This is a genomic window from Mucilaginibacter sp. RCC_168 (assembly GCF_041355315.1).
Taxonomy (GTDB): domain Bacteria; phylum Bacteroidota; class Bacteroidia; order Sphingobacteriales; family Sphingobacteriaceae; genus Mucilaginibacter.
The window spans coordinates 16,023-35,961 of sequence record NZ_JBFUPN010000008.1 but is presented as its reverse complement, the minus strand read 5'-3'; the positions used below and the strand labels follow the sequence as shown (position 1 = coordinate 35,961).

Here is a 19,939-nt window from a genome sequence, read left to right as displayed (position 1 = left end):
AAACAACGCTAAACATGAAAAAAACAATTATCTTAACTTTAAGCATCTGCTTATTCACTATTGGTATTGCTTCTGCCCAAATAATACCCAACTTTTCTTTTGGTTTAAAAGGTGGTTTAAACTATGCTTCTTTTCCTTCAAGCGGAGTATTTAATAATAATAACCGTGCTGGTTATCTGGCAGGTTTTTGGGCCAGAGTAGGTGGTTTAGGTTTTAATTTCCAACCCGAGCTTTATCTTACCAGCAAAAATATTAATGTAAATGCTGCTAACGAACCTGAGAACAAGGCTAAATTCACCAGTATTGATGTACCACTGTTGTTGGGCGGAAAAATAGGTGCATTTGGTTTGGGTGGCCGTTTTTACGGTGGACCTGTACTTTCGTTTGCTGTAGATAAAAATCAAAGTTTTGCGGAATCTGCTGGTGAAGCCACTCACTTAAATTACAAAAGTGCCAACTATGGCTTTCAGATAGGCGCCGGTGTTGATATCAGCAGTTTTTCTGTTGATTTACGTTATGAGGGTGGTTTAAATAAGATTGCTTATGGTGATGGTAATTCGCATACCCGTGTAAATGTTTTTAGTCTTGCATTGGCTTATAAGCTATTTTCACTATAAAGAAAATCGATCTTAAAGTAAAAAGACCCGCCATTCAGCGGGTCTTTTTATTGTGTAAATTCAATAAGCTTTTTTAAATAATCATCCTGCTTATTTTACCACATCAACCCATTGTCCTTTGATCAGGCTGTTGATGGAGTTGTTATACATGGCTTCGCAATAAACTGCCGGCAGATAATAATGACCGGCGTAAGCGGCATTCAGCATCACATAGTAGGTAACTTCTTTACCTTCCACTAAACTAAAGTAAGTATTCACCCGGTCGTCTCGAACATCCCTGTAGTCGGATGGAGATGATTTAAATACCTCATCATTGTTCAGCATCCGGCTGTTCAGTATTTCCCAGCCCGATGGGAATATTTGTGTTAGGGCCAGATTATCATACCGGCCACGCCTGCCCGGATTTTTGATATTTACCTGCGCTACAAAATCGGTACCTTGTTTTAATGTTGTTGGATCAACGGGTTTGCCACTCATAGTAAAGTAACCAACCCTCATTTCCATCACCTGCGGATCAATAAAGGTTTTTACATCAAGGCCGGATGATGGCTGACCTTTTTGTATCAGTCTTATATATAGCTTGTTGGTGCCGTTGTTTTTAACCATCACTTTCCCGCCGTTTGCAGCCAAACCCGCCTGCCACATATAAGAGGCCGAATTGATATTCCCCTTTGAAACACCGCCATCATAGCTAAAGGTAAGCTTGCTGGCAGACTTGTTTTGCCCGCAATATTGCGCTATGGAAATAAGGGAGTAAGCCGTGGTTTGGGTGCTATACCAGTCGTCCTGTGATAATCTTGCGGCTACAGTACGCAATAAGCCCGCTGCTTTTTGCTGCTGCCCGAGCAGTGTAAGTGTTTCCAGGATCATGGCTTCATCGCGCAGATCAGACCCATAAGTGCCATACATAGTGTTGTATGGTTTAATGGTAGTTGGCAAGTTGATTACCATTTTTAAGCCAGCCTCTGGTTGCCCGGCAAGTTTATAAGCTGCTGCCAGACGCCATTTAGCCTCTATGCTGATGTATTTAAACTCCCTGAGCCGGTTCATGGCCCCTAACTCTGGTGCACCGGCTAAGGCCAGCAGATACAGGCGATAGGCCTGGTTCAGATCATCACCATAAAATTTATGCGGATCCGGCGCCCAGGTTTGCGCTTTTTGTTTTTGATATTTTTTCCATTGCTCCATAAAACCAATAGGCAAACTGTAACCTTTGGCCTGGGCTGCCAGCATAAAATGTCCGGCATAATTGGTTCCCCATTCATCCGCATCGCCATAACCAGGCCAGTAGCTCAAGCCGCCACCCTGTACCTGGAAGCCGTTGAGCCTGTTGATAGTTGCTTTGATATTTCGTTCGGCCTCGGCCTTTTGAATAGGTGAAAGATCAAGCAGTTGCCCAAGATACAATTGCGGGAATGCCGAAGACGTGGTTTGTTCTACGCAACCATGTGGATAGGCTATCAGGTAATCGAGCCGTTTGCTTAGGTTTAATGGCGGTATAGAGGCAATTTCAAGCGTATTTTTATTGGTGCCACTGATGCCTACAGCCTGATATGCTGTATTCCAGATCTCGCCTGGTTTAAGTTCCTTTTCCAGCATGCGTGTTACCGGCGGATTAGGATTGCGTACATTCAGTTCCACATCATAAGCAGCAGTTTCTGAACCACTTTTGGCTATGATCTTTACCTTGCCTACACCTACAAAATCCTTAACATCCAAATCAAATGTAACCAGTTGATCGCCTGTTTTAGCAAAAGTTATGGTTTTTGAATTATTACCTGCCAGGTTACTGAACGCGTTTGATTGTACGGATACAGTAACCGTTTTAATATTAGGTTCCATAGCGAATACGGTAACCGGTAATTGCACTTTTTCTGTAGGGCCAAGCACACGTGGTAATGTGGCTAATATCATCAATGGCTTTTTAACGGCGACGGCTTTATCAGCAAAACCATAGCTGCCATCGTGCCCGGCAATTACCATAGCCTTAACAGAACCTACATATTGAGGCAGTTTAAAGGGCGTAGTTTGTTTTTCGCCTTTGTCCAGGTGAAATGGCCCCAGGAATTTTACAACGGGTTTAAAACGGTTTACAGACACGTTTTTGTTGGTGCCCAGATTGCCATCGCCACCTATGCTTAAAATACGTTCCAGACCGCCGCCAAAAGCACCTATCACATAATCAAACAGATCCCAGGTTTTTACACCCAGCGCCTCCCGGGCATAAAAAGCCTCATGCGGGTTTGGTGTTTTATAATTGGTGATATCCAGCAAGCCTTCGTCAACTATGGCAATGGTATAGGTCATTTCCTTGCCTGATGCTTCGGATACGGTAATGGCCGACTGTGTTTCGGGACGTATCTTATCAGGCATGCTGATCACCGGTTTTAGAATGGTTTCCGGATTATCAACCTGTAAAGGAATAGCCCCATACATACGGATAGGCAGGTCGTTAACCGTTTGCGAATGTCTTTGCAACAAGGTAACGTTCACAAATACATTGGGAGTCATGGTTTCATCAACCGTAAAGCGGTATTGGGTTTGACCTTTTTTGGTGTCTATCCAGGTAGTTCTTAAAACTTTGCTGCCGTTTTCAAAGCTGATCAGCGCCCTGCCATCAGCAGCGGTTGGTATAGTTAACGTGGCCTGTTCGCCTACTTTATAGCTGGGTTTATCAGAGGTGAACGATAGCATCGCCGCTTCGGTAGGGTTGGTTTGCTGTAACCTTTCCGACCAGTTTGGCCAATCCACATAAATGAATTTCCCGGTGGAGTGTCCTGTTTGCTCATCCTTTACCTTAATCAGGTAACGGCCCCAATCGGCTTTAGGTACACGTAATGTCCATTTACCCTGCCCGTTAGTAACCTGTACGGTAGCCGCTTTAATAAGCTTGTTATATTTATCCTGCGTAAAATTGCTTGTTTCGTTGCCGGTTTGATCCCACCACCAACGCCATTGTACTTTGTACAGTTCCAGCTGAACGGTACGGGTACCGGTCAGTGCGTTACCATGTACATCTACATCGGCTATATCAACCTGATGATCCTTATCCGTAACCAACATGCCCGAAAGCTCGCTGCCTTGGGGTGTTTTAATGCCCACATAGCCCGGATATACGTTATAAGGCAGCGTAGTTTGCTGAATGCTGAAATTGCCTCCGGGTTCAAATACTTTAACCAGGAAATTAGCCCTTAGCTGCCCCGGGGCCTGTTTTTCTACATTGATATTGGCATCTACATCCGCAACGCCATCTGCGCTTAACTTACCGTCAAATACAGTTTGGGTTTGTGTGTTGAAGGCCAGTGTTGGGTCGTCAAAAACATAATCCCCATATTTTTTGAAGCTTGTGGTTTGGGGTGTTAAAAAGGCGTCGACCTTAGCTTTCAGATTTTGCGCGGCCCCGCCAAATAACCATTGTGCGCTCAGTTTTCCATTGGCATTGTTGCCTTTGGTTAGCTCGGCAGCCCCACCAAATGAAAGACTTAGCTTCATTCGGTTTGGCATAATGGTTTCTACCTTGATCTTCTTTTCAAACAAAGCCCCGCCAACTTTTACCTTAGCTATCCAGTTACCAGTGGGTGATGAGGTTTCTGTAGCGGTATGGAAGCTATAAAAGCCATCCAACGCTGTTGTTTTAGTGATACGTCTGTATAATTTACCGTTAGGGTCATATAACTCAAACTGAACCGGATGATCTGGCGGCAATGTTTTTAGTTTATCCTCCAATATAAAAGATACATATATGGAATCGCCCGGACGCCAAACTCCGCGGTCTCCATAGATAAAGCCTTTGAGGCCGCTTTGTACTTCTTCGCCGCCTACATTAAAGCGGGTAAGGGGCAAGGAACTGCCGTCGTCCAGCTTTAAATAGCCCCGCTGAGCGCCTTTTTTGGCCACCAGCAAATATGGTTTACGCTTCAGATCAAATTTTGCAATACCATCTCCGCCGGATGTAGTTTTGTAGATCACCTGTTTCTGATAATCCAACAGTTCCAGATCCACACCACTCATCGGTTGAGCGCTTAAAATATCAGTGACAGCTACCAGCATACTATTATTGGTACCGCGCTTGGCAATAAGACCGATGTTAGAAGCTATAATATTGCGTGTTGCCCAGCGCTCTTTGGTAAAATAGGATGGGGTACAGGCATTATTTCTGTCCTGCCAGTTATAACCCTCGGGGTAAAAGTTATCATAGCGCGACCAAAAGTCATCGTCTTCGTCATTTACCTTACTGTTATCATTATAATATTCGCCTTCATTATATACATCATCATCACCATTGTCGCTTTTTACACCTGCTCCGGCGATACTGCAGTTATACAGCGAATATTCTTTTCTGAAACCGATCACTACACGATAAATAGCTCCTGGCTCAGTGCGGATCATTTGATCCAAATCGAGCATAAAGCGGTTCTTTTTATTCAGGTTCAGGCCTTTATCATTATCAAGCCTGATGGTTTTTTGAACCACTGGTTTACCCACCTGGCGTAGTTCCTGAGCGCCATCAAAACCATTGCTCTGGAAATACTGCGGTACATTGCTTTCGTATATCTTAATGATGCTTACATCAACGGCATTCAAGTTCACCGCTTCAAAAGGCATCATTAATTTACCGGAATCGGGGAGGATAACGCCTTTGCCCGGTATGGTCACAGCCGGTAGCCGGTTTTCAAAAAACACGCTGGCAGTATACGTTTTGGTGATTTTTTTGTGCGATATATTTTCAACACCTTCATTTACAACGATGCTGTAATTGCCCTCAAGATTTTCAGGAGAATATAACTTTACTGTGCTTCCGTCAATGGTATAAGCAGGGTCGGTAATGTTGTTGATGCTTATAAGGCCGTTCAATTCCTGCCCAACCAGTATATTATCAGAAAATTGCACCAATACATATTGGTCATTATCCTGCACGGCCCGTATATTCAATACTCTAAAATCGCCTATAGCGGGTACATCAAAGTGTTGGTTGCCTTTTTTGTCAACATTCAGGCTGCTGCCATCCCAGTTAATAGTAACTGGTGTAACCTTGTTCGATTGTCTTTTTAAGCCGGTTATTTTAAAATGATGTGCTTTGGTACCTGTATTATGCTCCCAGCTTATTTTTACGGGAAAATCGTAATTAACGGTCAATAGTTTTTCAACCAGGGCTGGGTTTTCTGTATCGGCGGTTTGGATAATACCGTCCAGCTTCATTTCGTCAATAGATGTATTTGTGGCGGTTGTTAAGCCATTAAAGCTTACGTTAAAGTCGGGCTTTACTACCTGAAAGCCGAACTTAAAATGATCAAATTTATGCGGTACTTCGATTAATTTACCCAGGTCAAAATCAACCGTATAACTTTTTTCTGGCTCAAGTTTTCCTGCTGGTTTAAATTCAATTGTCCGGGAATCCACCCAATAAGCTTTACCCTTTACTGAGGGGGAAAGATCGAAGAGATCATCACTCAGCTGTTCGTTTTGCTGATGAGTAACCTGTACCTGCCCGGCTAAGCGTATTCTGATTGTGCTTTCTTTTGAGATAACCCCAGTAGTATATGATTCGATATACTTGTTAAATGCTGGATCGACTGCCGTTTTTTTACGGCCATTGGCAATAATGTATACAACTAATAAGATGAGTGCAAGTGACGCGCCTATAGTAATGATACTTTTGCGTCTGCGGAATCTGGTATATCCGTTCTCCATGGAATAGGTTTATTTATAGTCATGTAAATTATAAAATTTATGAGAATAAATAATTAAACGGAAAACTTATTTTACGGGGAATTATAATATCATAACACCGGGTTTATTTAACACCGGGAGCTTAATGAAATTCATTTCAACGATGCTTTCAGGTAAAAAAATGAATTTTTTATCGTAAATATTCTTGCCTATATAGTAGCTGAGCCAGTATTCGTTATTAAGACCGAATGTTTGCTCATCAATAGGTTCAATAAGCTTAAACGCCTGCCCGGGAACTTGAGGGAACATGTGGCGCAGCGTTGATGTTTTTACCTGTACACCGTCTTTTTCGCCATAACCTTTTGAGGTAACCAGCACATTCTCGATGGGCTCATTCTTGAGGTTGATGAGATACACATACCATACTTTGCTTTCTATATTCTCACTTTCCAATGCAACCGCTACTGCAATATCCTGTACGTTATTTTCGGGAAGGTCTTTTATCATGTTTTATTAGTTGACTGTGTGAGTGGTTGATTAGGTGAGTAGTTAAATAAATGATAGAACAACTATTCACTTAATCAACCTAATCAACCATTCAAAAAAATCATTTCTTTTTTGCTGCTGCTTTTTTCTTTGCAGGTGCTTTAGCTGCTGGTTTTGCCGTTGCCGCTTTACCAAACCGGCCTTTTTTAGCATCCTTTGGCATAGCGTTGGCCAGGGCCTTGCATTCTTCATAAGTAAGTGTTAACGGATCCCTATCTTTAGGAATCTTTACGTTCAACTTACCAAATTCAATATAAGGGCCCCAGCGACCATTGAGTACTTTAACTTCGGGATCTTCGTCAAAAGATTTAATTAGTTTCTCAGCGTCTTTTTTGCGCTTGGCATTGATCAGTTCGATTGCCTGCTCTTCGGTAACATCCAGCGGATCAATTTCTTTCGGCAAAGAAACAAACGCGCTATTATGACTGATATAAGGTCCGAAGCGGCCAATAGCTACCTTCATTACTTTACCTTCGTACTCACCCACAACCTTGGGTAACTTAAACAGTTCCAGTGCTTCATCAAGACTGATAGTTTCTATACTCTGGCCATTTCTTAAGCTCGCGTAAAGTGGCTTTTCTTCGTTTTCATCAGTTGCACTGTCACCTATCTGCACAAAAGGGCCATAGCGGCCAATACGTACCGATACTTTTTTGCCGTTTTCCGGATGTACACCTAATTCGCGCTCACCGGTGGCTTTATCCGCAGTCTCAATGGTGCTTTGAACTTCTTTATGGAAAGGATTATAAAAATCATGAAGCATCGCTGTCCACTCTTTTAAGCCTTGTGCTATTTCGTCAAATTGCTTTTCAACGCTTGCTGTAAAGTTAAAATCAACAATATCATTAAAATACTGTACCAGGAAATCGTTAACTACCGCACCAATATCCGTAGGGAATAGTTTACCCCGTTCAGCGCCTGTATTTTCGGTTTTATTTTCCTTAACGATAGCATCACCTTTTAGGGTCAATACTCTGAAATTGCGTACTTTCCCTTCGCGCTCTTCCTTAACTACATAACCACGGTTTTGGATGGTTGAGATGGTAGGAGCATAAGTTGATGGCCGACCGATGCCTAATTCTTCCAGTTTCTTAACCAAACTGGCCTCCGTATAGCGCGCTGGTGGACGGGAAAAGCGTTCCGTAGCCGACATTTCCTGTAAAGCCAGACGCTGACCTCTTGTTAAAGGAGGAAGCATGGTGTTTTCGCCATCCTGTTGGGTATCCTCTTCATCATCATCGGCAGATTCCAGGTACACCTTCAGGAAACCATCAAACTTCATTACTTCCCCATTGGCTGTCAGTTCTTCCGGGCGAGTGGAAATACTGATCTTAGCGGTTGTTTTTTCAAACTGTGCTTCACTCATCTGTGAAGCGATAGCGCGTTTCCAGATTAGCTCATACAGACGCTTTTCTGATGAATCTCCATCAATGGTATGATTATTAAAATAAGTTGGCCTTATTGCCTCATGCGCTTCCTGGGCACTGGCATTTTTGGTTTTATATTTACGGTGCTGGTGGTATTTTTCGCCGTAAGCCGATATGATCTCTTGTTGAGCAGCATTTAAGGCGGTTTCTGACAAGTTAACCGAGTCGGTACGCATATAGGTAATATTACCCGATTCGTATAGCTTTTGAGCAACCTGCATGGTACGGGCCACAGAGTATCCCAATTTCCTGCTGGCCTCTTGTTGTAATGTAGATGTTGTAAATGGCGCTGCAGGGGAACGTTTTGCAGGTTTTGTCTCTAACGAGCGGATATCAAAATCGGCCCCAATACAATCGGTGAGGAATTTCTCAGCATCTTCCTGTTTGCTAAAACGCTCGGAAAGTTCTGCTTTGAACGCTTCTTTACCTTTACCAAATATGGCTACTATTTTAAAAGCAGCTTCTGATTTAAATTTATTGATCTCCCTTTCGCGATCAACGATGAGCCTTACGGCTACTGATTGTACACGACCGGCAGATAAAGATGGTTTTACTTTTTTCCACAAAACAGGAGAGAGCTCGAAACCTACTAATCTGTCCAATACCCGGCGTGCCTGCTGGGCATTAACCAGGTTATAGTCAATTTTACGTGGAGTATCAATTGCCTTTAATATAGCTGGTTTGGTTATTTCGTGAAAAACAATACGCTTGGTGGTGGCATCTTTTAAACCCAGTGTTTCAAATAAATGCCAGGATATGGCTTCTCCCTCACGGTCCTCGTCCGATGCGAGCCAAACCATTTCGGCTTCTTTAGCTAATTTCTTTAATTCACTGACAACTTGCTTTTTATCGGCTGGTACTTCATATTTCTGGGTAAAGTTATTAGCTATATCAATCGCGTCTTCAGATTTTATCAGATCACGGATATGGCCGTAACTTGATTTAACCGTAAAGTCTTTCCCAAGATATCCTTCGATGGTTTTGGCTTTCGCCGGAGATTCAACTATGAGTAGGTTTTTGGCCATTTAAGCAGTTATTTTTTTGCAAATAAAACATAAAGAAAGTGAAACGCAAATTTGTTTTCGGAAAAGCATGGAAGCTTTTACGGCTGAGCGGATAAATAGTTGGAATGCAGGATTATTATTAAAGCGAGGTTTTACAACGTTTTGATAATGAAAATTGCAGGGCCAGCAGTTCAGCGTCAGTAAGCAGTAGGGGATGCCTACATCAGGAAACCACCACCCAGAAGGTCATTCCCTTCATAAAATACAGCCGACTGGCCCGGTGCTATACCCGATACATTATGATGAAAATCAACTTTCATATGTTCGCCCATTTGTACAATGCTGCTTTGTGTACCGGCATCCTTGTACCGAATTTTAGTAATAGCTTCTAAAGGCTCATTAATATTGGCATATTTAACCAGGTTAAGGTTTTTAACCCAGGCCTGTTTGCGTTCCAATTCATCAGCGGTACCTAAAACAACCGTATTTGTTTGCGGATCTATAGCCGTAACAAACATAGGATGGCCCAATGCTATACCTAAACCCTTACGTTGGCCTATGGTATAAAACGGATATCCCTGATGCTTGCCCACTACGGTGCCGCTGGTAAGCGTAAAGTTACCCGGACCTATACGATCATCCAGATCTTCAACTTTGTGTCTTAAAAAGGCCCTATAGTCATTGTCAGGCACAAAGCAGATCTCATAGCTTTCGCTTTTGCCGGCAAGTTCCATCTGCCCCATATCCATAGCCATTTGCCTGATCTCGGGTTTTGAGAAACTACCTAAAGGGAATTTTGTACGGGCAAGATTTTGCTGGGATACACCCCACAATACGTACGATTGATCTTTGTTTTCGTCTTTTCCCTTTGATATTACGTAACGCCCGTTATGCAAGCGGATGTTAGCGTAATGTCCTGTAGCTATAAATTCGCAATCGAGTTTATCGGCACGTTTTAAAAGGGCATCCCACTTAATATGGGTGTTGCATAGCACACATGGGTTAGGGGTGCGGCCTGCAAGGTACTCATCCACAAAATTGTCGATCACAAAATCGCCAAATTCACTTCTGATATCTAATATATAATGAGGGAAACCATAACCCACCGCTAAAGCACGGGCGTCATTGATACTATCCAGACTGCAGCAGCCGGTTTCTTTTGAACTACCGCCAGATGAGGCATAGTCCCAGGTTTTCATAGTAAGCCCGATAACCTCATAGCCCTGCTCATGCAGCATCACCGCTGCTACCGAACTATCAACCCCACCACTCATTGCCACTAATATCCTGCCATGCTTACTCATAATTTTGCAAAGATACCTTTTTGGTTTTGATGTTAATACTTTATTAGTCAGCCGAGGGTAAAATGGAAGAATGAAAAAAGAAACAGTAATTAACCATTGGTTAATTACTGTTAATAATCAAACTGTTAATTAAATTATATAAAGAGTTACTTTGTCAGATATTATGATGCTGGTTAACGGAAAAAAACATTAATATTCTTATATGTTTTAAAAACAAAAAAAGCCAAATCGAAAAACTACCTAAAAAATGCATTTTAATTAATCATAAAGCATAAAATTTAACACTTTATTGCTGTTTAATCTCTACATAAATTTTAACAGGGCACTCATTTTTTTGCGATTATTTTAATGAATAAATGTACAGATGACCATTGTAAAAAGTATGTAAGTTTTTTGTTAAAAAAAATGCAAAAGTGTATTACACTCTTGTAACATCACGTTTACATTTTAAATTTGCTATACCCTAATTAATTTAAAATGATAAGCCAGTTAACATTAGAGCAAAAACTGCAAGGAGTGATTTTAGTGATTATTTGTTTTGTTGCCATAGCAAATTACCTGATTAAATAATTGCCCGGACCGAACAGTGAGGAAAATTTAAGGTGCTCTTTCGAGCACCTTTTTTTTGCAACAAAGTATAGGTATAGGTTTATAATTATGGGTTGCGGGTTTGACCATCGCCTTTAACCAACCACTTATAACTGGTTAGTTCTTCAAGCCCCATAGGGCCACGGGCGTGGAGTTTTTGTGTGCTGATACCAATTTCGGCACCAAGACCAAATTGGGCGCCGTCGGTAAATGCGGTTGAAACATTGGCATAAACCGCGGCAGCATCTACATCATTTAAAAATGTAGCAATATGCTCGGCATCTTCACTGATAATGGCTTCGCTATGTTTTGAACCGTTTACTGCAATATGTTTAAGCGCCTGGTCAAAATTATCTACCGTTTTAATAGCCATTTTCATTGACAGGAACTCGGTACCGAAATGCTCAGGTTGTGCTTTATGCAACAAATCATCGGGGTATATACCTTTTAATTCGGCGTAAGCTGCCTCATCGGCAAATAGCTCTACCTGTTTTTGTTTTAATAAATGGGTAATCCTTGGAAGATCATTAATGCGTGACGAATGGATAATTAAACAGTCGAGCGCGTTACATACGCTTACCCGACGCGTTTTGGCATTGGCTATAATTTGCGCGCCTTTTTCCAGATCGCCAGATTCATCAAAGTAAGTGTGAACAATACCAGCACCGGTTTCAATTACAGGGACTTTACTGTTGTCCCGGACAAAATTGATCAACGACTGGCTCCCTCTTGGTATCAGCACATCCACAAAGCCAACGGCATTTAACAAAGCGGCGGTGGCTTCACGATCAGCGGGTAATAAGGTCACAATATCGGTATCCAGCTGATGCTTACGCAATACTTTATGAATAACCGAGATAATGGCCCGGTTAGAGAAATCGGCATCGCTGCCGCCCTTTAAAATGCTGATATTACCGGTTTTAAAACAAAGGGCAAATACATCAAACGTTACATTGGGCCGGGCCTCATAAATAACCCCTACAACCCCCAGAGGAACCCTGACCTTTGTAATAGACAAGCCATTGGGCATATTAGTTTGTGAAAGCTGTTTACCCAGTGGACTATCTAAAAGGGCAACATTTACTATATCACCGGCTATGGCTTCAATGCGGGCGGCGGTAAGTTTCAGCCGGTCGTATTTTGAATCGGAGCTATCCATCCGGTCAAGATCTTTTTGATTCTCGGCCAACAGATAACCGGTTTGTGCAATGGCTTCGGCAGCTACATCCTGCAATACCTGGTTAATAATGGCAGGGGCAAGGGCGGGCTTTCTGCCTGCAATAAGCGCGTTTTTAAAATAGTTATCGTATTCCATTGCTGTTAACCCTGTAAATAAAGATAATCATAATGCACCAATGGCTTTTGGTTTTTCTGTCCAACACGTTCTCTGGCTTTATCTGCTCCATATTCGGCGATGCCCAAGCCCACTTGCTTGTTTTTTTCGTCAACCAGTTTTATAATATCACCCTTTTTAAAGTCGCTTACCACTTTAACAATACCTACCGGCAATAAACTGGTGGCTTTGCTGGACACTAAGGCAGTCCTGGCACCTTCGTTAACCTGTACAACGCCTGTAGCCGATTTTTCAGAATGGGCAATCCATTTCTTTTTGCCGGATGCTTTTTTAGTAGGGATAAAACGGGTATGTATAACCTTGTTTTCCAGCACATCGGTCAATATATTTTCACGGGTGCCGTTGGCTATATGTACGGCTATTCCCAGTTGCGCCGTTTTTTGCGACATGGTTGATTTAGTGATCATGCCACCACGACCAAATTGCGACCGGCCCGAGGTAACAAACTCCGCGAAATCAACCACAGAGCCATTAACTTCTTCAATTACAGCAGATCCAGGTGCGTTGGGGTTGCCATTATATATACCATCAACATTGGTTAGTACGATAAGGGCCTGGGCATTCAGCATAGAGGCAATAAGACCGGCAAGCTCGTCATTATCCGTAAACATGAGTTCTGTTACCGATACTACGTCATTTTCATTCACAACAGGTATCACCTGGTGCTGTAATAGCAGCTCCAGGCAGTTTTTCATGTTCAGGTAGTGCATTCTGTCCCTGAAATCTTCTTTGGTGACCAGTACCTGCGAGCAAAGGATATCAAAACGCTCAAAAAGACTGGAGTAGGTATTGATCAGCTTTACCTGGCCTATGGAGGCCAATAGCTGCCTTGCGGCGATAGCATCATATTTTTCGGAAATGGTGATCAAACTCCGGCCAGAAGCTACCGCTCCTGATGATACCAGGATCACCTCCTTGCCTTGTTTTTTGATCGCCGCTATCTGCTCAACCAGGTGTTCTATCCGTTGCAGGTTGGGTAAGCCATTTTCCTGGGTAAAAACGTTAGAGCCTATTTTGATAATGATGCGCTGGTAGTTGAAGGCCATTTCCTATTGATGGTATTTTGAGTCAAAAATAGTTATTTTTTATTGATATTGATATACTTTGGCCTTAAATTGAATAATTTTTAATTATAAAATAGAGTTTTTTACCTAAAAATAGTCATTTAGCGTCTTGTAATTATAATTTACAATGGTTTATAACTCTATATTGATATTTTCTTATTTATTTATATTAATTATGATCCAAAATCTATTCAAAACAGTCTTTTATTGCCACATCTTAATTCATCCATGGTTTGTTGAAATATGATGAAATGGGAGAGGAGCAATAGATATTTTAGAGCATGAGAGATTTTTAATCACATCCCTGGAAGGCTATTCATTCAAAAGCTTTTTAAACTTTAAATTTTAACACTTTTTAGTTAAAAACAAGATCAAAAGACCCAACAAATATGCGTTTTAATAGAGTTTTTACCTCATTTTAACACTTTTTAACAAATTTTTGAAGGATTTTGAAAGGTTTAAAAAGTATTAATTATCGGTTGTCAAATAATTCATACAAACGGTCGTACGGAAATTGTGAGCCCCAATAAAGTGTCGCTAAAAATTAAAATCAAAAATAATTTGTAAAACCTAATTTTTTTCTATTTTTGTCGACTAATTCTATAGACAATGTATCATTATTATAAAATTACTACAATGCCCCTAATAAAAATGCAGTGCTCCGCTGCATGTTGTTGATGCTTTTGATCCCTACATCTATCAAGACATTTAATCAACAAATAAATTCAGTTTCCACCACCAACCTTACTACATGAAAATTTTTACAAATTCAATAAAACTCATTGTACTTTTTCTTTTGCTTGCGCCAGCCGTTAGTTTTGCACAATTAAATGGTTCGTACATTTTAAGCGGACAAGTTAAAGATGACCACGGACAGCCTTTAGTGGGCACCACCGTTAGCATAAAAGGTACTACTAATAAAACAGCTACGGATAGTACCGGTAAATTCTCCTTAACCACCAGTGCCAAATTACCTTATACACTGATCTTTACAGCAATAGGTTTTCAGCCTCAGGAGTTTTATATTAAAAATGCTAACAGCGCTTTAAACATCCAGCTTACTTCCCAATCATTACTCATCAATGAAGTAGTGGTTACGGCATCGCGCAAGGAAGAAAAATTACTACGCTCGCCTGTAGCTATCGAGAAATTGAGCATTAACGCATTGAAACAATCGCCAGGGCCCAGCTTTTATGACGCGCTGGAGAACGTAAAAGGCGTACAGATGACTACCACCAGTATCACCCTTAAAGTGCCTAACACGCGTGGTTTTAACAGCCCGAATAACTTCAGGTTTATGCAGCTGGTTGACGGGGTTGATATGCAATCGGCTACTTTAGGCGTACCGCTGGGTAATGCCATTGGCCCAACCGAACTGGATATCGCCAGCATCGAGATCACGCCCGGAGCAGCAGCGGCCTTATATGGCACCAATGCCATCAATGGTTTATCCAACCTTTTTACCAAAGATCCATTCAAATACCAGGGTCTGAGCTTTTACCACCGCCAGGCTGTAAACCACGTAGGTAACGATGCTTTGGGCGCAAGCTCATTAACCGAGGATGCTTTAAGATTCGCCAAAGCTTTCAATGATAAATTCGCTTTTAAGGTAAACTTTAGTTATTTACAAGGTACCGACTGGCAATCAAACACCCGGAAAGATCAAAACCCGGGCAACCTGAAAACGGCCAACCCCGCTTACCCCGAACTCACCGGTACCAGCAATGCGGCTTACGATGGCTGGAATAAATATGGCGATGACGCGCTTGCCGGCAGTAATACGGTTGTAATTAAAGGTATTAGTGTTGATGGTGTGGCCCGACCCAACCTTAACGTGGCCCGTACCGGTTATAATGAGGTCGACCTGGTTGATCCGCACGTAACCAACTTAAAACTCGATGGTACACTGGCCTACAAAATAACACCGAACACCATTTTATCATACACCTACCGCTATGGTCGCATGGATGGCGTTTTTCAACGGGGTAATAAAATTTCACTCGATGGCGCTACCGTACAAAATCATAAAGTAGAGTTAAAAGGCAAAGAATTTTTAGTTCGCGCCTATGAGTCGATAGAAAACACGGGCAATTCATTTAACGTAAAACCTTTGGCCGATAACCTCGACCTGAACCACGCCAGCAACTCGGCCTGGGCTACGCTTTATGGCAACGCGCTTAAATCATTCAATGGTGGTAAACTGACATCGGCTAACCTGGCTGCTGCGGAGCAATTTGCCAGAGCCGCCGCTGATAAGGGCAGGGTAGAACCCGGCACACAGGCCTTTAATGATTTGCGTAAAACCATCATTGGCATCAATAACTGGGATATCAAATCGAGCCTGATCCCAAATGCGCCGGCAACCGGTGGTGCCGCGCTGGTACAAAAAAGCCGTATGTATAATGCCGAGGCCCAGTGGGACCTTACTAACCATGTAAAAGTGGTTGATCTGTTGGTTGGTGGTGATGTACGCGTATACTCTATCATTCCAGATGGCAACAACTTTGTTGATTTTAGTCGCCCAATTGCCGATCGTAACACACCTTTGGCCGATGGTTCATTTGGTAAAAACGTGATTTACAAAAAGTATGGCGCCTTTACACAGGTAACCAAAACCTTTTTTGATGAAAAATTAAAATTATTCGGATCTATCCGCTGGGATTATAACCCTTATTTCGATCCGAAGTTTACGCCGCGTTTAGCCGCTGTTTATACCGTGAATGAGAACCATAATTTCAGGTTCACGTTTCAGAATGGTTACCGTTTCCCTTCCTTGTTTGAGGCATTGTCTTATGTAAACAATGGGCGTGTGAAACGTGTAGGCAGCTTGCCATTTATAAACGACGGATTGGGTTATTTGGGTAACAGCTATACCCAAACATCGGTAACTAACTTTAACGCAGCTGTAAACGCCTCGCCGGGCGGCAGTACAGATGCCAATGCCTTAGCCAATAAAAACCTGCTGAAAGTGGCCGACCTGCCACCGGCACGCCCTGAACAGATCACTTCATACGAGATCGGCTACAAGGGTATTGTTGCAGATAACAAAGTATTTATCGACATAGATGCCTATACCAACCGCTATGACGGCTTTTTGGGCCAGGTACAGGTGTTTGTACCAAACGGTGCCACAGTAGGCTCAGACGCAGCCGTATTATCCATGCTTGACATTAACCGCGACCCGACTACAGCAACCTCAACCAATGCAGCCAGTCAGGGTCAAAGCAGGTACCGTGTGTATACCAATGCCAAAAACATCTATCATAATTATGGTTCATCAGCAGGTATTAGCTATAACTTTTATAAAAGATATACCATATCAGGTAATGTAAGCTTTAACAAGCTGAAAGCCCAAACAGCCTCTGATATTTTTGTTACCGGCTTTAACACGCCAGAGTGGTCGGGCAACGTATCATTCGGTAACCGCGAGGTAGTTAAAAACTTTGGATTTAACGTGGTGTATAAATGGCAGGAGTCATTCCTGTGGGAGAGCCCGCTGGTTACCGGAACGGTTCCCGCTATTGGCACAGTTGACGCGCAGGTTACTTACCGTGTACCCGTTTACTACGCTACATTTAAACTGGGCGCAACTGATATTTTTAACAAACGATATATTCAGTATGCCGGCGGCCCAACCATTGGCGGCCTGTACTATGTATCCGTTACCCTGGATGGCCTGCTAAGCGGACAACAGCCCAAATAAGCAATTTTTTTAATACGTTTTATATAGTTTTTAAGGCGGATGGGCTTGATGCTTATCCGCTTTTTTTGTGGAGGATAGATTCCCTAACCGTTGTCATTTCTCCTCGTTCCTCATTAAATGACAACAGTTAAGGAAAATATTAAAATCACGTCATTGCGAGGTACGAAGCAATCTCTATACTATACAGAGTCGGTTTTGCGTGGTTACTCCGCCTGTGTAGAGATTGCTTCGTACCTCGCAATGACGTGCGGGTGAAACCACCGCGTGGGTGAAGCATTAAGTAAAAAAGCTAACCAGAGATGGTTAGCTTTTTTACTTAATGTTGTTTTACCTCATGCAAGCCGCATTCTTTTTTGGATTGATCTTCCCACCACCAGCGGCCGGCGCGGAAATCCTCGCCTTCGGCAACGGCACGTGTACAAGGCATACAGCCAATGCTGGGGAAGCCTTTATCATGCAGGGAATTATAAGGGATGTTGTATTGTTTGATATAGGCTTTTACATCGTCCAGTGTCCAGTTGAAAATAGGGTGAAACTTGGCCAGCAGGTTTTGCTCGTCCCATTCCACATTTTCCATGTCATGACGATTGGCAGACTGATCGGCACGGATGCCGGTGATCCATAATTTATTGCCTTTCAGCGCGCGTTTCAATGGCTCTATTTTACGGATGCCGCAGCACTCCTTACGGTTCTCTACCGATTCATAAAAGCTGTTAGGGCCTTTTTTATTTACCATTTCTTCCAGCAACTCACGATCTGGGTAATAGGCGTGGATAGGTTGTTTATACCTGTCCATGGTGCTGCTCCATACGGAATAGGTTTCACGAAAAAGCCTGCCGGTTTCTAAAGTAAAAACCTTAATAGGCAAGTTATTGGCAAATATCATGTGACTGATGGCCTGATCTTCCCAGCCAAAGCTGGTGGAGAATACAATTTCGCCGGGAAACAGCTCTGCCAGCTCGCGCAGGGCTTCAACGGGATCGAGGCCGGCTATTACTTTTTGTATATGTTTAACTACTTCACTCATGTTACAAAACTTTTGTAATAAAGGCAACTATCGATTTGATACTTACCAGTATAACGATTATACCTACCGAAACCATAATGGTTTTTGTTGATATTTTATTAGAGATACGGGCCGCGATAGGTGATGCCAGCGCGCTGCCCAATATTAAACCGGCTACAGCAGGCCAATGATCGCTGCTCACCATGCTGATGAAGGTTAAAGAACCCATAATGGCTACAAAGAACCTGGATAATTTTACCGTACCTAATGAAAAACGAGGACTACGGCCGCCAGCTATCAGGGTTGATAATACGATAGATCCCCAGCCACCACCGCCTACAGCGTCAATAAAGCCACCGCCTAAACCTAACAGCGAAATGCGTTTTACCTTATCGGCCGATTTTTTACGCTTTACATTGAATGCTTTTGACAGGATCACCAGTCCAAGTATCAATGTATATAAAGACACTACCGGCTTGGTATACTGACTGTAATGCTCCAGTGAGGATAGCAAATACGCTCCTGTAACTGCGCCGATTATGCCCGGTATCACTAATAATTTAAAAAGTTTCCAGTTGATGTTACCCATGCGGTAGTGCATCCAGCCGGCTATACCACAACTCATAATTTCTGACAGATGGACACCCATACTGGCCGAAGCCGGGGGGATCCCCATTGACAAGGAGAAAGTGGTAGAGGTAACGCCGTATGACATACCTATAGCTCCATCAATGAGGGCAAACAAAAAGCCTGCTCCTAAAAAGTAATAGAACTGCGGTGGTACGCCTTCAATAAACAGCTTAAACTGAGGTTCCCGGTAATATAAAGCGGCTATAACAACAGCTATGGATATAATAATGGTTGACCAGATGAGCCAGATAAAATTCTTGTTGACGGTTATCTTAGGTTCAACCAGTACCGAGGTTACTTTATTTAAGGTTTTAACCTTGTCGGCAAAATCACCGGTGAGGGTGTTGCGCAGCTCGCTCATTTGCTGCAGGGTGGTATCCAGTTCGTCGGGGATACTTTCGTTCAGTACTTCTTTTAAGCGCTTAGCTATGGTTGGCGATTTACCGTTGGTAGATATGGCCAGCTTCAAGTCGCCTTTTTGAACGATGGATGCCAGGTAAAAATCGCAAAGCTCGGGTTTGTCAGCCACATTGATCAGCAATTTGCGATCGTGCGCCGCCTGGCGGATGTATTTGTTCAGGTCGCTGTCATTTGTGGCGGCTATCACCACTTCGGCATCATTCAGATCGTCATCGGCAAAAGACTTTTGAACAATGGTGACACCTTCATATTGCGATGCCAGCTCGTGTACCTCTGGTAAAAACTCACGGGAAATCACGGTTACCTTTGCCAATGGACTATTATTTAAAATAGCGCCCAGCTTTTCCAAACCCACATTGCCTCCGCCTACCAGTACGGTATGCAGGTCGTTCAGCTTTAAAAATACGGGAAACAGCTGATTGCCCCCGGTATCCTGGTTCTGAACCTTGGCTATGCTGCTATCCTTTGGCAATAATGTCATGGGTTATTATAGTTTGAAAGAGCCTCACCTAAATCCTCTCCAAAGGAGAGGACTTTAACAAAATCCATTTTCAACCCTCTCCTTTGGAGAGGGAAGGGTGAGGCCAAATTAATTTGAACGGCCTT

The 19,939-nt window shown here is 42.7% G+C and carries 10 protein-coding genes; 2 read left to right on the top strand and 8 right to left on the bottom strand.

Going from position 1 to position 19,939, the window contains the following annotated elements; genetic code table 11:
* The first annotated feature begins 14 nt into the window (after window positions 1-14).
* The gene (locus AB6735_RS08865) at window positions 15-617 is read left to right on the top strand and encodes a porin family protein (RefSeq protein ID WP_370995572.1); all 603 of its coding nucleotides are present in this window, start codon (window positions 15-17) and stop codon (window positions 615-617) included.
* A 90-nt stretch (window positions 618-707) separates the two neighbouring features.
* Here the strand turns inward: AB6735_RS08865 and AB6735_RS08860 are convergent, their stop codons facing one another.
* From AB6735_RS08860 to proB, 6 genes are all read right to left on the bottom strand, one after another.
* On the bottom strand, window positions 708-6,308 hold the full coding sequence (locus AB6735_RS08860) for an alpha-2-macroglobulin (RefSeq protein ID WP_370995571.1): 5,601 nt from the start codon (window positions 6,306-6,308) through the stop codon (window positions 708-710).
* An 81-nt stretch (window positions 6,309-6,389) separates the two neighbouring features.
* A complete protein-coding gene (locus tag AB6735_RS08855; protein ID WP_370995570.1) occupies window positions 6,390-6,794 on the bottom strand; it encodes a hypothetical protein in 405 nt (134 codons plus the stop codon).
* Window positions 6,795-6,894: 100 nt separating this feature from the next.
* Complete coding sequence (topA, locus tag AB6735_RS08850) at window positions 6,895-9,285, bottom strand: type I DNA topoisomerase (protein ID WP_370995569.1); 2,391 nt, start codon at window positions 9,283-9,285, stop codon at window positions 6,895-6,897.
* 197 nt (window positions 9,286-9,482) lie between these two features.
* A complete protein-coding gene (gene mnmA / locus AB6735_RS08845; RefSeq protein ID WP_370995568.1) occupies window positions 9,483-10,568 on the bottom strand; it encodes a tRNA 2-thiouridine(34) synthase MnmA in 1,086 nt (361 codons plus the stop codon).
* A gap of 655 nt (window positions 10,569-11,223) precedes the next feature.
* Window positions 11,224-12,471: a glutamate-5-semialdehyde dehydrogenase gene (locus tag AB6735_RS08840; protein ID WP_370995567.1), complete on the bottom strand. Its 1,248-nt coding sequence runs from the start codon at window positions 12,469-12,471 to the stop codon at window positions 11,224-11,226.
* Between the two features lie 5 nt (window positions 12,472-12,476).
* Window positions 12,477-13,556 (bottom strand): glutamate 5-kinase, encoded by a 1,080-nt coding sequence (gene proB / locus AB6735_RS08835; RefSeq protein ID WP_370995566.1) that lies wholly within the window; start codon window positions 13,554-13,556, stop codon window positions 12,477-12,479.
* A 769-nt stretch (window positions 13,557-14,325) separates the two neighbouring features.
* Between proB and AB6735_RS08830 the strand changes: the two genes are divergently transcribed.
* On the top strand, window positions 14,326-17,277 hold the full coding sequence (locus AB6735_RS08830) for a TonB-dependent receptor (RefSeq protein ID WP_370995565.1): 2,952 nt from the start codon (window positions 14,326-14,328) through the stop codon (window positions 17,275-17,277).
* A gap of 316 nt (window positions 17,278-17,593) precedes the next feature.
* Here AB6735_RS08830 and AB6735_RS08825 read toward each other — a convergent pair whose 3' ends face one another.
* Together AB6735_RS08825 and AB6735_RS08820 are read right to left on the bottom strand one after the other, a co-directional pair.
* A complete protein-coding gene (locus tag AB6735_RS08825) occupies window positions 17,594-18,304 on the bottom strand; it encodes a phosphoadenylyl-sulfate reductase (protein ID WP_370995564.1) in 711 nt (236 codons plus the stop codon).
* Window position 18,305: 1 nt separating this feature from the next.
* Window positions 18,306-19,814: a TSUP family transporter gene (locus AB6735_RS08820; protein ID WP_370995563.1), complete on the bottom strand. Its 1,509-nt coding sequence runs from the start codon at window positions 19,812-19,814 to the stop codon at window positions 18,306-18,308.
* Window positions 19,815-19,939 lie beyond the last annotated feature (125 nt).